Origin of the sequence: Burkholderia sp. 9777_1386, assembly GCF_015712265.1 — a bacterium.
GTDB classification, from domain to species: domain Bacteria; phylum Pseudomonadota; class Gammaproteobacteria; order Burkholderiales; family Burkholderiaceae; genus Burkholderia; species Burkholderia cenocepacia.
In genome coordinates this window covers 36,832-50,797 of the sequence record NZ_JACCQB010000003.1, presented here as the reverse complement: position 1 = coordinate 50,797, position 13,966 = coordinate 36,832, and the positions used below count along the sequence as shown (strand labels likewise).

Genomic DNA, 13,966 nt, shown 5'->3' with positions numbered 1-13,966 from the left:
TGCGAGGTATGCGTGACGGTCCGAATCCGACGGGGTGATGCTGTTCGCGAGGGAAGCGAGGCGTTCCGTTCCGCGAGGTCTTGTATAAGAGTCTAGGCAAATCGTCGGGAGCGAAACAGGGGCTATCGCGGGAAGTGTCGATTTTTTTAGTTGTTTTGAATCAATGGGTTGCTTGCATCATTTCGAGATAAGAAATGCATTTTCCTATCCCGCAATCACACGGGTTGTGCCGTGCAGCATGATTTTTTACGACACAAAAAAATTTCCCGCATCGTGAAATTTCGACAAGGCGAAAAAAAACCGGCGCGGATGCGCCGGTTGGCTGGATGGGCAGGGCGCCGATCCGCGGGGCGGCCGCGGGGCCGCCCGGGTGTGCTTACGATGCCGAATTGCTGCGGCGCGGGCCGCCGCTGCGTTGACCGTCGCGACGCGGGCCGCCGTCACGGCTGCCGCCCGGCTTGCCGCTCCAGCCGCCGCCATTGCCGCCGCCGTAGCTGCGGCCGTTGCCGTTGCCGCCATAACCGCCGCCCGGCTTGCCGCCGAAACGACGACCGCCGTTACCGCCGCCCGGACGGCCGCGGCCGCCGTTGCCGCCGTTACGCGGGGGCGCCTTGCGCGGCTCGAAACCTTCGATCACGTTGACCGGCAGCGGCGAGCGCACGAAGCGCTCGATGCGCTTGAGCGCGCCTTGCTCGGCGTGGTGCACGAGGCTCACCGCGATACCCGAACGGCCCGCGCGGCCGGTACGGCCAATACGGTGCACGTAGTCTTCCGCGAACTTCGGCAGGTCGTAGTTGAACACGTGCGTGATGCCCGGGATGTCGATGCCGCGTGCCGCGACGTCGGTGGCCACCAGCACGCGCACGCGGCGCTCGCGCAGCGCACGGATCGTGCGGTTACGCGCGCCCTGCGGCAGGTCGCCGTGCAGCGCGGCCGATTCGAAACCTGCGTCGGCAAGACGGCCGGCGAGCTGGTCGGCATCGATCTTGGTCGCCGTGAAGATGATCGCCTGGTCGAGCGCGTCGTCGCGCAGCAGGTGATCGAGCAGGCGATCCTTGTGATCGCGGTCGTCGACGTAATGGACGGTCTGCGCGATGTTCGCGCGCGATTCCAGGCGCTGCTGGATCTCGATGCGCTCGGGGTCCTTCAGCAGGCGGCTCGTCAGCGAACCGATCTTGCCGTCGAGCGTGGCCGAGAACAGCATCGTCTGGCGCGTGTCCGGCGTGGCGTCGACGATCGTTTCGATGTCTTCGATGAAGCCCATGTCGAGCATGCGGTCGGCTTCGTCGAGCACGAGCATCTTCAGTTCGGACAGGTCGATGCGGCCGCGCTCGAGGTGATCGAGCAGGCGGCCCGGCGTGGCAACCAGGATTTCCGGGTTCTTCGCGAGCAGCATCAGCTGCTGGCCGTACGCGACGCCGCCGAGGATGCTGACCGTGCGCAGGCGCTTCAGGTGCTTGCCGTACGTCGAGGCGGCCGTCGTGACCTGCATCGCGAGTTCGCGGGTCGGCGTCAGCACGAGCAGGCCCGGGCGCGCGACGGGTTGCGGGCGGCGCGCGCGGCGGTCGCCCTGGTTCGGTTCACGCGGCGCGCGCGGTTGCTGCGCCTGCGTCTTCTGGAGCTGCGCGAAACGTTCGATCGCGGGCAGCATGAATGCGGCGGTCTTGCCCGAACCGGTCGGGCTCGACACCAGCAGGTCGCGGCCGGCGATGCCGGCCGGAATCGCGCGCTGCTGGACCGGCGTCGGCTTCACGTAGCCGGCGGCCTGCAGCGCGGAGACGATCTCCGGCGACAACCCGAGCGACGCGAAGCTCGGCTCGTCCGACGCCGGTTCGACCGCGGCCGGTGCGGCGGCGTCGTCGAGACCGAGCGCCTGGTCGGCGATCGCGTTGAGCGGGCTGGAGTTGATGCTCGAAGTCATAACAATCCTTGAAACACAGTGGGTGAAACGTCGGCGCCAATCGCGCATACCCAAGTCGTCGGATTCAGCGAGCAAATCGGGAAACGGGTGCAATCCGCCGAACCGTCGGCGGATGAGGCATTAGAAGCTGTTTTGGGTGCGGCGCGCTTCAGGAGCGGGGCCGCCAGCCTAGTTGACGACCGCAAGGGTCGAAGCAGGAGGGGACAGGTTCTAAACCGGATTGGAGCTTAACGCTACGAGGCGTCGGGCCGGAACGGCTTGCGAGCCGAGCGCGGGAGGTGACGCAGGCCGCATTATAAAGAAATTTGCTGCGCTGCGCCACTGATTTGATTGCCGATTGCGGCGGCGTCGATTCCGTCAGGACGCCGTGCCGTTTTTCAGCGATTCGACGAGTTCGATGTACTGCTGCTTCGCCGCATCCTGCGATGTGCCCTTCAGCGCTTCCCAGGCATCGTACTTGTATTTGCCCACGATGTCGGTGAAACCCGGCTTGTCGCCGTGCGCGTCGCCGTCGGTCGCCTGCTTGAAGAGCGCGTACAGGCGCAGCAGGGTCAGGTTGCCCGGCCGTTCCGTCAGTTGCTTGACGTCGATCTGGGCCTGGTCGAATTGGGCGGTGAGTTCGCTCATCGGGTGTCTCCGTAAGGGTTTCAGATCGGCCGATCTTAACAAGCGGACCGTCGCGCGGGGTCGAGCGATCCTTCCAAACCGCCGCCGGCGCCGCCCGTGCGCACAGATCGGGCCCGATCGCCCGTGGGAGCGGGGCGGCGCATTACAATGTCGGCCATGACGCAAACAGTGCTCCTCGCCATCGATACGTCGACCGAATACTGCTCGGTCGCGCTGCTGCGCTCGGCCTACGCCGATGACGCCGTTTCCACCCCGCAAACCTGGGTCCGCCACGAGCCGACGGGCGCCGTGTCGAGCACGCGCGTGCTGCCGGCGATCCAGGAACTCTTCGCCGAATCCGGGCTGACGCTCGCCGATTGCGACGCGATCGCGTTCGGCGCGGGCCCCGGCTCGTTCACCGGTCTGCGGACCGCGACGGGCATTACCCAGGGCCTCGCATTCGGGGCCGGGCTGCCGGTCGTGCCGATCGGCACGCTGCTCGCGTGCGCCGAGCATGCGCGCCTGCGCGCACCCGGCACGACCCGCGTGCTCGCCGCGCTCGACGCGCGGATGGATGAAGCGTACTGGGCGGATTTCGCGTGGGACGACGGCATCGGCGACTGGCGCACGCTGCAGCCGGCGTCGCTCGACGCACCGGGCGCCGTCGGCGTACCCGACGTGCCGTTCACGCTCGCCGGCAATGCGGCTGCCGCGTTCGGCGCGCAGTTGCCGGCCGCCGCGCGGGCGGCCGCGATCGACGGTGACGCGATGCCGCACGCACTGGCGGTCGCGCATGCGGCGCTGCGCGCGTTCCGTGCCGGACGTGCGGTGCCGGCCGACCAGGCCGCGCCCGAGTACGTGCGCGACAAGGTCGCGCAGACGACTGCCGAGCGCATCGCGGCACGGGCCGCGCAAACGGGCGGAGCGAAGGGATGACGGGCGTCCTGCTGAGCGACCGCTATCTGGCGCCGATGACGGACGCCGATCTCGACGAGGTCGTCGCGATCGAGCACGTCGCGTACGAGTTCCCGTGGAGCCGCGGCAACTTCGAGGATTCGTTGCGCAACGGCTATCTGGGCGTATGCCTGCGGCACGTGACGGGGTCGCTCGTCGGCTATTGCGTGCTGATGCCCGTGATCGACGAGATGCATCTGCTGAACCTGTGCGTCGCACCGGCCGCGCAGCATGCGGGCGCGGGCCTCGCGCTGCTGCGCGAGGCCGTGCGCATTTCGCGCGCGGAGGGGCTCGATGGCGTGCTGCTCGAAGTGCGGCCGTCCAATCCGCGCGCGATTCATCTGTACGAGCGCTTCGGCTTCGTGACGATCGGCCGGCGCAAGAACTACTATCCGGCGAAGCATCGCAGCCGGGAGGACGCGATCGTGATGCGTCTGACGCTGAACAAGGACGAGGGGGACGCGCATGGCATGGGCTGAAGCGGCGCTCGAGGAACTGGGCCTCGCGCAGATCTGGGTGCGGCGCGGGCAGCGCGCGGATGAAGGCGCGGCAGCCGAAGCGCCTGCCGTCGCACCAACCGCGGCGGCCGACGACGGTTCGGCCGTCGCGGTCGAGCGGCCGGTGCGTGCAGCGCATGCGCCGGTGCAGGGCGATGCGCCGACGGCGGTCCCGCGTGGCGCTGCCGAGGGCTTGCCGGCGCGCGAGTCGCGGGCGCCGGCGCACGGTGTCGTCGACGGCGATCGTCCGCGCGCGCAGGCTGCATCGCCCGCATCGACCGATACGATGCCGCCGACGGGCGATGCGCCGCCGGCGGCAGACGACGATTTCGCGTGGTTCGACGCGGCGCCGCCGGGCGAATCCGTGCCCGTGCCGGCCACCGAATCGCGCCCCGCCGGCACGCCGGTAGCCGCACTCGACTGGGATGCGCTGGCCGCGCGCGTGGCCGATTGCACGCTGTGCCGTCTGTGCGAGAAGCGGACCAACACCGTGTTCGGCGTCGGCGATCGCGAAGCGGACTGGATGCTGATCGGCGAAGCGCCGGGCGAGAACGAGGACAAGCAGGGCGAGCCGTTCGTCGGCCAGGCCGGCAAGCTGCTCGACAACATGCTGCAGTCGCTGTCGCTCAAGCGCGGCGACAACGTCTACATCGCGAACGTGATCAAGTGCCGGCCGCCCGGCAACCGCAACCCGGAGCCGGACGAAGTCGCGAGTTGCGAGCCGTATCTGCAGCGCCAGGTCGCGCTCGTGAAGCCGAAGCTGATCGTCGCGCTCGGCCGTTTCGCGGCGCAGACGCTGCTGAAGACGGACGCGAGCATCGCGTCGCTGCGCGGCCGCGTGCATGCGTACGAAGGCGTGCCGGTGATCGTCACTTACCACCCGGCCTATCTGTTGCGCAGCCTGCAGGACAAGTCGAAGGCGTGGGCCGACCTGTGCCTCGCGCGCAATACGTTCCGGCGTGCGGAAGGCGCCGACGCGAACGGCCCGGCCGGGCAATGACGAGCGACGCGGCGTTCGCATTCGTCGACACGCTGCATGACGTCGCGGTGCGCGATCTGGGCTGGCTGCTGGCCAGCCCGAGCCTGCTCACCGCGGTACCGGGCGCGCCGCTCGCGTGCCCATGGCCGGATGCGGCGGGCCAAGCGGCCGTCGAGGCGTGGCTCGCCGCGCTCGATGCGCAGCCGGGGCCGCTGCATCGCGCGCTCGACGGATTTCGGCCCACCCGGCTGGGCCGCTACGCCGAATGCCTGCTCGAGTACTTCCTGACGCACGGGCCGTCGCTGCGGCTCGTCGCGGCCAATCTGCCACTGCGCAGCAACGGCCGCACGCTCGGCGAAGTCGATTTTCTCGTCGATGCGCCGGACGGCCGGCGCCTGCACTGGGAACTCGCGGTGAAGTGTTATCTGTGCGCGCCGGTCCGCGACGGCGCGTCGCTCGCCGATTTCGTCGGCCCCAATCTCGTCGACCGGTTCGATCGCAAGCGCAGCCGGCTGCTCGACCATCAGTTGCGGCTCGGCGAACACGACGGCTTTGCCCGGCTCGGCTACGGCGCGCCGTCCGATGCGCAGATGTTCATCAAGGGCTGGCTGTTCCATCCGCACGGTGCGCCGGTGCCGCCGGTGTCCGCCGAAATCGCGCCGGATCACCCGCGCGGTTTCTGGCTGACGCACGCGCAGTGGCCGGCGTGGGCGGCCGCGCAGCGGGACGGCGCGGCATGGAGCGTGTTGCCGAGACTGGCGTGGCTGGCGCCGCGGCGGGCTGCCGCCGGCGCGGGTTTCGCGCCCGAGCCGCTGGCGCGCGCGCTGGCGTTGCCGCCCGTGCTGGCGACGCGCCAGGCGCCTGATCTGATCGCGGTCCATGAAAAGGGTAGTGACGGCACGTGGCGCGAGACGGCGCGCGGTTTCGTCGTGCCCGACGACTGGCCGGTGCGCGCGCAGGCGTTCGCGGCGCAGGATCACTGACCCCGCGTCAGCGGGCGCTCACCACCAGCGATGAAAGTGATGGACCGGGCCGACGCCGTGACCGACGTCGAGGTGCCCGCTCGCGGCAATTGCGCCGGTCAGGTAGGTCTTTGCTTCGCGTACCGCGCTTTCGAGGTCGGGCTGCTGCGGCAGCAGCGCGGCGATCGCCGACGACAGCGTGCAGCCGGTGCCGTGCGTATTGCTGACCGGCACGCGCGCGCCGTCGAGCCGCACGGTGCGCGTCGCTTCGACGAGCCAGTCGGGGCTCGCGGATGTGTCGGGCAGGTGGCCGCCCTTCATCAGCACCGCGCGGGCGCCCGTCTGCAGCAACGCGCGGCCTTGCCGCACCATCTCGTCTTCGGTGGTGGCGGGTGCGTCGTTCAGCAGCGCGGCCGCTTCGGGCAGGTTCGGCGTGACGACCGTCGCGAGCGGCAGCAGCGTGTCGCGCAGCGCGTCGACGGCATCGGGTGCGAGCAGCGCGTGCGCGCTCTTCGAGATCATCACCGTGTCGAGCACGACGAAGCGCGGCGCGTAACGGCGCAGCGCGTCGGCCACCGCCTGCACGATCGCCGCGTTGGCGAGCATCCCGATCTTGACTGCATCGATGCGGATGTCGCCGAACACCGCGTCGAGCTGCGCGGTCACGAAGGCGGCGTCCGGCGCATGCACGCCCGTCACGCCGCGCGTGTTCTGCGCGGTCAGCGCGGTGATCACGCTCGCGCCGTACGCGCCGAGCGCGGAGAACGTCTTCAGGTCGGCCTGAATGCCTGCGCCGCCGCCCGAATCGGAGCCGGCGATCGTCAGGATGTTGGGTATCGGGTGCGTCATGAGGGCAACGCGCCGGTTCGAGGCCCGGCGCCGGCAGACGGAAACGGACAGTGTAGCGTCAGTGCCGCGATTCGCCGATCAGCGCGACCGAGTCGAACTGACGCTGGTTCGCCTGGTGGCGGCGCATCACGAGCCACATCGTCAGGCACACGAACGTGCCGAACAGCACGATCACGACGCCGACCGGTACGTCGAGCCACACGAGCACCGCATACAGGCACAGCATCACGAGCACCGACAGGTTCTCGTTGAAGTTCTGCACCGCGATCGAGTGGCCGGCCGACAGCAGCACGTGGCCGCGATGCTGCAGCAGCGCGTTCATCGGCACGACGAAGTAGCCGGACAGCGCGCCGACGCCGATCAGGAAGATGTAGGCGACGATCAGGTAGAACGGCAGGCGCAGATGGCCGAAGTGCACGGCCCAGTGCGACGGGAACAGGTCGCGCGTGTAGAACGCCATCAGCATCACCGCGATGCCCATGACGATGCCGACGGGCAGCACGGTCAGCGACTTCTTCAGCGGAATCCGGGCGGCCGCGGCGATCGCGCCGGCCGCGACGCCGACCGCGACCACGGCCTGCAGGATCGCGCCTTCGGACAGCGACATGTTGAGCGACACCTCGGCCCACTTCAGCACGATGAACTGCAGCGTCGCACCCGCGCCCCAGAACAGCGTGGTGACCGCCAGCGAAATCTGGCCGAGCTTGTCGCGCCAGAGCACCATGAAGCAGTCGGCGAAATCGGTGAGCAGCTTGACCGGGCCGCGTTCCTGCTTCGGGTAGCGGGCGCCGGTGTCGGGAATGCGCAGGTTGAACAGCGCGGCGACCACGTAGATGGCCATGATGATCGCCATCGCGGCTTCGGCCGGCGTGCCGATCCAGGCGGGCGTGTGCGCGATCACGTGCGACGCGATGTGCGGGCTGATCAGCGCGCCGCCGAGCACGGTGCCGAGGATGATCGAGCTGACGGTCGTGCCTTCGATCCAGCCGTTCGCGGCGACCAGCCGGTCGGCCGGCAGCAGCTCGGTGAGAATTCCGTATTTGGCGGGCGAGTAGGCCGCCGCGCCGAACCCGACGATCCCGTACGCAATCAGCGGGTGGGCGCCGAACAGCATGATCAGGCAGCCGATCACCTTGATCGAGTTGGTGATGAACATCACGCGGCCCTTCGGGCGCGAATCCGCGAAGGCACCGACATACGCCGCCAACACCACATACGACAACACGAAGAACAGCTTCAGCAGCGGTGTCATCCAGTTGGGGGCGTGGAGGTCTTTCAGCAGGGCGATGGCGGCGATGAGAAGCGCATTGTCGGCCAGCGACGAGAAAAACTGCGCGGCCATGATGGTGTAAAAACCTTTTTTCATCTGATGCGATGCTTTCGTCGCTGCGGCAGGGCCGCGTAGGCCGCCTGGTATGCGATCGGCTTATTCCGTTCGAAATGGGTTGTGCGCACGGCTTTATAACATGAAAATACGCGAATTCGGACTAGCAAGATTCCCCGATCGTTCCGCAAATTGTCGGCTTCGGTGCTCAAAAGGCGCGGTAAGCTGATGATTCGCAAGCGTCTTTACGTAAATTTCCCATGCCGCGCCCGATCTCCGCCACCATCCACACCGCCGCTCTCGCGAACAATCTCTCCGTCGTCCGCCGCTTTGCCGGCCCGTCCAAGGTCTGGGCGGTCGTCAAGGCCAACGCGTACGGCCACGGTCTCGCCCGCGTGTTTCCGGGCCTGCGCGGCACCGACGGCTTCGGCCTGCTCGACCTCGACGAGGCCGTGAAGCTGCGCGAGCTCGGCTGGGCCGGCCCGATCCTGCTGCTCGAAGGCTTCTTCCGCTCGACCGACATCGACGTGATCGACCGCTACAGCCTGACCACGACCGTCCACAACGACGAGCAGATGCGGATGCTGGAAACGGCGCGGCTGTCGAAGCCCGTCAACGTGCAGCTCAAGATGAACAGCGGGATGAACCGGCTCGGTTACGTGCCGGAGAAATACCGCGCCGCGTGGGAGCGCGCCCGCGCGTGCCCCGGCATCGGCCAGATCACGTTGATGACCCATTTTTCGGACGCGGACAACGAGCGCGGCGTCGCCGAGCAGCTCGCGACGTTCGAGCGCGGCGCGGAAAACATCGCCGGCGCGCGCAGCCTCGCGAATTCGGCGGCCGTGCTGTGGCATCCGGATACGCACTTCGACTGGGTGCGGCCGGGGATCGTCCTGTATGGCGCGTCGCCGTCCGGGCTGTCGTCCGATATCGCGGATACCGGGCTGAAGCCGGCGATGACGCTCGCGTCCGAGCTGATCGCGGTGCAGACGATCGCGAAGGGCCAGGCGATCGGCTATGGCTCGACGTTTTCCGCGCAGGCGCCGATGCGGATCGGCGTGGTCGCGTGCGGTTACGCGGACGGCTATCCGCGCGTTGCGCCGGAAGGCACGCCCGTGATCGTCGATGGCATCCGTACGCGGATCGTCGGTCGCGTGTCGATGGACATGATCACCGTCGACCTGACGCCGTGCCCGCAGGCCGGCGTCGGCGCGCGGGTCGAACTGTGGGGCAACGCGCTGCCGATCGACGACGTCGCGCGCCATTGCGGGACGATCGGCTACGAGCTGATGTGCGCGGTCGCCGGCCGCGTGCCGGTGCGAGCGGAATAAGGGCGTCGCGCGTGGCCAAACAGAAAACCGTTTACGTCTGCAGCGAGTGCGGCGGACAGACCCCGAAGTGGCAGGGGCAGTGCCCGTCGTGCCAGGCCTGGAACACCCTCGTCGAATCGGTCGCCGAGTCGCCGGCCGCCCATCGCTTCCAGTCGCTCGCGAAGCGGGCGCCGGTGCAGCGCCTCGCCGACATCGAGGCCGCCGACGTGCCGCGCTTCTCCACCGGCATCGGCGAATTCGACCGCGTGCTGGGCGGCGGGCTGGTGCCGGGCGGCGTCGTGCTGATCGGCGGCGATCCGGGCATCGGCAAGTCGACGCTGCTGCTGCAGTCGCTCGCGGATATCGCGAGCGAGCGGCGCGCGCTCTATATCAGTGGCGAGGAATCGGCCGCGCAGATCGCATTGCGCGCGCAACGGCTCGCATTGCTCGACGGCGGCGCACCGGCTGCCGAACTGAAGCTGCTCGCCGAGATCCAGCTCGAGAAGATCCAGGCCGCGATCGATACGGAGCGGCCGGACGTGGCCGTCATCGACTCGATCCAGACCGTCTATTCGGACGCGCTCACGTCGGCGCCCGGCTCGGTCGCGCAGGTGCGCGAATGCGCGGCGCAGCTCACGCGCATCGCGAAACAGTCGGGCACCGCGATCATCATGGTCGGGCACGTGACGAAGGAGGGCAACCTGGCCGGCCCGCGCGTGCTCGAGCACATCGTCGACACGGTGCTGTACTTCGAAGGCGACACGCACTCGTCGTTCCGGCTCGTGCGCGCGTTCAAGAACCGCTTCGGCGCGGTCAACGAGCTCGGCGTGTTCGCGATGACCGAGCGCGGGCTGCGCGGCGTAGCCAACCCGTCCGCGCTGTTCCTGTCGCAGCACGAGCAGGTCGTACCCGGGTCGTGCGTGCTCGTCACGCAGGAAGGCACGCGCCCGCTGCTCGTCGAAATCCAGGCGCTGGTCGATACCGCGCACGTGCCGAACCCGCGCCGGCTCGCGGTCGGCCTCGAACAGAACCGGCTCGCGATGCTGCTCGCGGTGCTGCACCGCCACGCGGGCATCGCAGCCTTCGATCAGGATGTGTTCCTCAATGCGGTGGGCGGCGTGAAGATCACCGAGCCGGCCGCCGACCTCGCGGTGCTGCTCGCGATTCACTCGTCGATGCGCAACAAGGCGCTGCCGAAAGGGCTGATCGTGTTCGGCGAGGTGGGGCTGGCGGGCGAGATCCGGCCGTCCCCGCGCGGGCAGGAACGGCTACGCGAAGCGGCGAAGCTCGGCTTCACGTCCGCGCTGATTCCGAAGGCGAATGCGCCGAAACAGCCGATCGAAGGGCTGAACGTGATGGCCGTCGAGCGGCTCGAGCAGGCGATCGACCGCGTGCGCGATCTTGAATGAGCGGCGCGGGTCCGCGCGCGGACCGTACATCGCCCGGCGATCTGTCGCGTAATTCGCTGTAAAGAATATGTAGGCTGCTGTAACCCGCCGGACATCGCTTTTCCCTATCCTTTGCCGGATTGTCGAACCGCGCAATGCGAAGGGAACCTATGTTGAAATCGTACGGGGAAGCGCCTGGCGGACGCCTTTACAACCTGCGCGGCTGCCGCGTGTCGGAGCCGATTCGCCAGCCGTGGGGCGGCGGATGCCGGATCGTCGAATGGATCGACGAAGAAGGGCGCCTGGCGCGCAAGGTCGTATCCGAGGATGTGACGGAAGCGGAAGTCGCCGCGGCGATCCGCCGGCCGATCAAAGGACGCCGGCACCTGATGGGCGACGACGAGCAGATGCCGCGCGACACGCTGCCGCGCCGCTGAGCGGCTCGCGCGGCCGGCCGACGGGCCGGGCAACTACGTCAAACGCAATGAAAACGAGGCCGGGCCAGCGCGCCCGGCCTCATCGTTTCCGGATGCGGCGCGGCCGGGCGGATTCGTGGGGCGGTGACGCCCCGACGCGCTGCACCACCGATGAAGCGATCATCGGCTGATGGCGCGCCGGCGGCCGCGCTCAGCCGATCTGCTCGAGTTCTTCCTGCACGGCGAGCCAGTCCGCCTCGACCGTCTCGAGCCGGGTGTTGACCTCGCCGAGCTTGCGGATCGCCTCGGTCAGCTCCGTCTTGCGCGCGGCCTCGTAGTTGGCCGGATCGGCGACGAACGCATCGAGGCGCGCCTTCTGAGCGTGCAGCGTTTCCATTTCCTTTTCGAGCTTCGTGATGCGGTTCTGCAGCGGCTTCTTCAACTGCGACAGCCGCTGGCGTTCCTCGGCCGCCTGGCGTTTCTGATCCTTGCGGTTGACGCCCCGATCGGCGCCCGCGGCGGCCGCGCTGTCGGCCTTGGCGGCCGCGCGCTGCTCGGCCGCGTGCTGCAGCAGCCAGTCGCGGTAGTCGTCGAGGTCGCCGTCGAACGGCTGCAGCCGGTGCTTCGCGACCAGCATAAACTGGTCGGTCGTCGCGCGCAGCAGGTGGCGATCGTGCGACACGAGGATCAGCGTGCCTTCGAACTGCGCGAGCGCCATCGTCAGCGCGTGGCGCGTTTCGAGGTCGAGGTGGTTCGTCGGTTCGTCGAGCAGCAGCAGGTTCGGCTTCTGCCAGATGATCAGCGCCAGCGCGAGGCGGGCTTTTTCGCCGCCCGAGAACGGCCCGACCGGGCTCGTCGCCATGTCGCCCGAGAAATTGAAGCCGCCGAGGAAGTCGCGCAATTCCTGCTCGCGCGTGTCGGGCGCGAGCCGCGCCAGATGCGCGAGCGGCGAGTCGTCCTCGCGCAGCGTTTCGAGCTGGTGCTGCGCGAAATAGCCGATCGTCAGCCCCTTGCCGTCGCGCACGTGCCCCGACAGCGGTGCGAGCGTGCCGGCCAGCGTCTTGATCAGCGTCGACTTGCCCTGGCCGTTCGCGCCCAACAGGCCGATGCGCTGGCCGTTCTGGATCGACAGCGCGACGCGCTCGACGATCGGGATGTCCGTTCCGTCGTCGGCATGGTAGCCGCAGCGGACGTCCTCCATCACCATCATCGGGTTCGGCGCGGCATCGGGCGTGCGGAATTCGAACGTGAACGGCGACGCGATGTGCGCGGGCGCGATCAGCTCCATCTTCTCGAGCGCCTTCATCCGGCTTTGCGCCTGCTTGGCCTTGGTCGCCTTGGCCTTGAAGCGGTCGACGAAGCTCTGCAGGTGCTCGATCGTCTTCTGCTGCTTTTCGTACGCGCTTTGCTGCAGCGCCAGTTGCTGCGCGCGCAGCACTTCGAACTGCGAGTAGTTGCCGCCGTAGCGCTTCACCTGGCGGTTTTCCAGATGCAGCGTGACGTTGCAGATCGAATCGAGGAATTCGCGGTCGTGCGAAATCACGACGAGCGTGCCGGGGTAGCGATGCAGCCAGTCTTCGAGCCAGACGATCGCATCGAGGTCGAGGTGGTTCGTCGGTTCGTCGAGCAGCAGCAGGTCGGAGCGGCACATCAGCGCCTGCGCGAGGTTCAGCCGCATGCGCCAGCCGCCGGAGAAGCTCGCGACGGATTCGCGCGTCTGCGCGAGCGTGAAGCCGAGGCCGAGCAGCAGCGCTTCGGCGCGGGCCGGCGCGGTGTAGCCGTCGGCATCGGCGAACGCCGCGTGCGCGTCGGCTTCGGCGGCGCCGTCATGCGCGGCCGATGCGGCGGCGATGCGGGCCTCGATCTCGCGCAGCGCGGTATCGCCGTCGAGCGTGTAGTCGAGCGCCGAGCGGTCGACCGCGGGCGTTTCCTGCGACACGTGGGCGATCCGCCACGACGGCGGCATCGAGAAATCGCCGGCGTCCGAGTGCAGCTCGCCGCGCAGGACGGAAAACAGCGTCGACTTGCCGGCGCCGTTCGCGCCGATCAGGCCGGCTTTCTCGCCGGGATTGAGCACGAACGAGGTCGACTCGAACAGCGGCTTCGTGCCGCGCGCAAGGCTGAACTGATTGAAACGGATCACGGCGGAAATGGCTGGCCAAAACCGCTATTCTAGACTGCGCGCCGGTCACGCCGGGCATCGGCCGTCCGGCGGATGCCGCAACGGCGCAATTTCGCCTAGACTCCACGTCGATCCGGTTTCGTAAAAGGAGTGCCCGATGTCCACCCTGTATTCGTTCAGCGCAGAGACGCTCGCCGGTGCGCCGGTATCGCTCGACGCGTATCGCGGCAAGGTGCTGCTGATCGTCAATACCGCGAGCGAGTGCGGTTTCACGCCGCAGTACGCGGGTCTGCAGAAGCTGTACGACCAGTACGCGGCGCGCGGTTTCTTCGTGCTCGGCTTCCCGTGCAACCAGTTCGGCAAGCAGGAGCCGGGGGACGCCGCGCAGATCGGCGCGTTCTGCGAACGCAACTACGGCGTCACGTTTCCGATGTTCGCGAAGATCGACGTGAAGGGCGACCATGCGCATCCGCTGTATCGTTATCTGACCGACGCGGCGCCCGGCATTCTCGGCCTCAAGGCGATCAAGTGGAATTTCACGAAATTCCTGATCGACCGCGAAGGGCGGATCGTCAAGCGCTACGCGCCGTCCACCAAGCCCGACGAAATCGCCGCGGACATCGACAAGCTGCTGTGAC

The 13,966-nt window shown here is 68.2% G+C and carries 13 protein-coding genes; 8 read left to right on the top strand and 5 right to left on the bottom strand.

The genetic code is table 11. The features are described from left to right. Positions 1-376: 376 nt before the first annotated feature. Positions 377-1,921: a DEAD/DEAH box helicase gene (locus H0X91_RS03955; RefSeq protein WP_006498667.1), complete on the bottom strand. Its 1,545-nt coding sequence runs from the start codon at positions 1,919-1,921 to the stop codon at positions 377-379. A gap of 357 nt (positions 1,922-2,278) precedes the next feature. Next, complete coding sequence (locus H0X91_RS03950; RefSeq protein WP_006478462.1) at positions 2,279-2,548, bottom strand: acyl-CoA-binding protein; 270 nt, start codon at positions 2,546-2,548, stop codon at positions 2,279-2,281. Positions 2,549-2,695: 147 nt separating this feature from the next. On the opposite strand from H0X91_RS03950, the gene tsaB reads away from it, so the two are divergent. The 4 genes from tsaB to H0X91_RS03930 are packed head-to-tail and all read left to right on the top strand — an operon-like array spanning position 2,696 to position 5,940. Continuing rightward, on the top strand, positions 2,696-3,463 hold the full coding sequence (gene tsaB / locus H0X91_RS03945; protein WP_196432821.1) for a tRNA (adenosine(37)-N6)-threonylcarbamoyltransferase complex dimerization subunit type 1 TsaB: 768 nt from the start codon (positions 2,696-2,698) through the stop codon (positions 3,461-3,463). Further along, entirely contained in the window at positions 3,460-3,960 is a 501-nt protein-coding gene (gene rimI / locus H0X91_RS03940; RefSeq protein WP_006486170.1) for a ribosomal protein S18-alanine N-acetyltransferase, read from the top strand. Before tsaB ends, rimI begins: the two co-directional genes overlap by 4 nt. Beyond that, positions 3,947-4,978, top strand: a complete 1,032-nt coding sequence (locus tag H0X91_RS03935; protein ID WP_196432820.1) for a uracil-DNA glycosylase — start codon at positions 3,947-3,949, stop codon at positions 4,976-4,978. The genes rimI and H0X91_RS03935 overlap by 14 nt, the downstream gene beginning before the upstream one ends. Next, positions 4,975-5,940 (top strand): DUF1853 family protein, encoded by a 966-nt coding sequence (locus H0X91_RS03930; protein WP_062884458.1) that lies wholly within the window; start codon positions 4,975-4,977, stop codon positions 5,938-5,940. Before H0X91_RS03935 ends, H0X91_RS03930 begins: the two co-directional genes overlap by 4 nt. Positions 5,941-5,958: 18 nt before the next feature. Here H0X91_RS03930 and thiD read toward each other — a convergent pair whose 3' ends face one another. Continuing rightward, entirely contained in the window at positions 5,959-6,768 is an 810-nt protein-coding gene (gene thiD / locus H0X91_RS03925; RefSeq protein ID WP_196432819.1) for a bifunctional hydroxymethylpyrimidine kinase/phosphomethylpyrimidine kinase, read from the bottom strand. 58 nt (positions 6,769-6,826) lie between these two features. Further along, positions 6,827-8,134: a lysophospholipid transporter LplT gene (gene lplT / locus H0X91_RS03920; RefSeq protein WP_006488251.1), complete on the bottom strand. Its 1,308-nt coding sequence runs from the start codon at positions 8,132-8,134 to the stop codon at positions 6,827-6,829. A 218-nt stretch (positions 8,135-8,352) separates the two neighbouring features. Here lplT and alr point away from each other — a divergent pair, with 218 nt between their 5' ends. From alr to H0X91_RS03905, 3 genes are all read left to right on the top strand, one after another. Then, positions 8,353-9,423: an alanine racemase gene (alr, locus tag H0X91_RS03915; RefSeq protein WP_006488243.1), complete on the top strand. Its 1,071-nt coding sequence runs from the start codon at positions 8,353-8,355 to the stop codon at positions 9,421-9,423. A gap of 11 nt (positions 9,424-9,434) precedes the next feature. Then, on the top strand, positions 9,435-10,811 hold the full coding sequence (gene radA / locus H0X91_RS03910) for a DNA repair protein RadA (RefSeq protein ID WP_006488230.1): 1,377 nt from the start codon (positions 9,435-9,437) through the stop codon (positions 10,809-10,811). Positions 10,812-10,960: 149 nt separating this feature from the next. After that, positions 10,961-11,227 (top strand): DUF2866 domain-containing protein, encoded by a 267-nt coding sequence (locus tag H0X91_RS03905; protein WP_006488228.1) that lies wholly within the window; start codon positions 10,961-10,963, stop codon positions 11,225-11,227. A 190-nt stretch (positions 11,228-11,417) separates the two neighbouring features. Here H0X91_RS03905 and H0X91_RS03900 read toward each other — a convergent pair whose 3' ends face one another. Continuing rightward, positions 11,418-13,349 (bottom strand): ATP-binding cassette domain-containing protein, encoded by a 1,932-nt coding sequence (locus H0X91_RS03900; protein WP_196432818.1) that lies wholly within the window; start codon positions 13,347-13,349, stop codon positions 11,418-11,420. Positions 13,350-13,485: 136 nt separating this feature from the next. On the opposite strand from H0X91_RS03900, the gene H0X91_RS03895 reads away from it, so the two are divergent. Next, positions 13,486-13,965: a glutathione peroxidase gene (locus tag H0X91_RS03895; protein ID WP_006498673.1), complete on the top strand. Its 480-nt coding sequence runs from the start codon at positions 13,486-13,488 to the stop codon at positions 13,963-13,965. The last annotated feature ends 1 nt before the right edge of the window (position 13,966 follow it).

Coding starts and splice junctions, on each gene's coding strand:
- H0X91_RS03955 (WP_006498667.1), bottom strand. CDS start 1,921: ATGACTTCGAGCATCAACTCCAGCCCGCTCAACGCGATCGCCGACCAG.
- H0X91_RS03950 (WP_006478462.1), bottom strand. CDS start 2,548: ATGAGCGAACTCACCGCCCAATTCGACCAGGCCCAGATCGACGTCAAG.
- tsaB (WP_196432821.1), top strand. CDS start 2,696: ATGTCGGCCATGACGCAAACAGTGCTCCTCGCCATCGATACGTCGACC.
- rimI (WP_006486170.1), top strand. CDS start 3,460: ATGACGGGCGTCCTGCTGAGCGACCGCTATCTGGCGCCGATGACGGAC.
- H0X91_RS03935 (WP_196432820.1), top strand. CDS start 3,947: ATGGCATGGGCTGAAGCGGCGCTCGAGGAACTGGGCCTCGCGCAGATC.
- H0X91_RS03930 (WP_062884458.1), top strand. CDS start 4,975: ATGACGAGCGACGCGGCGTTCGCATTCGTCGACACGCTGCATGACGTC.
- thiD (WP_196432819.1), bottom strand. CDS start 6,768: ATGACGCACCCGATACCCAACATCCTGACGATCGCCGGCTCCGATTCG.
- lplT (WP_006488251.1), bottom strand. CDS start 8,134: ATGAAAAAAGGTTTTTACACCATCATGGCCGCGCAGTTTTTCTCGTCG.
- alr (WP_006488243.1), top strand. CDS start 8,353: ATGCCGCGCCCGATCTCCGCCACCATCCACACCGCCGCTCTCGCGAAC.
- H0X91_RS03905 (WP_006488228.1), top strand. CDS start 10,961: ATGTTGAAATCGTACGGGGAAGCGCCTGGCGGACGCCTTTACAACCTG.
- H0X91_RS03895 (WP_006498673.1), top strand. CDS start 13,486: ATGTCCACCCTGTATTCGTTCAGCGCAGAGACGCTCGCCGGTGCGCCG.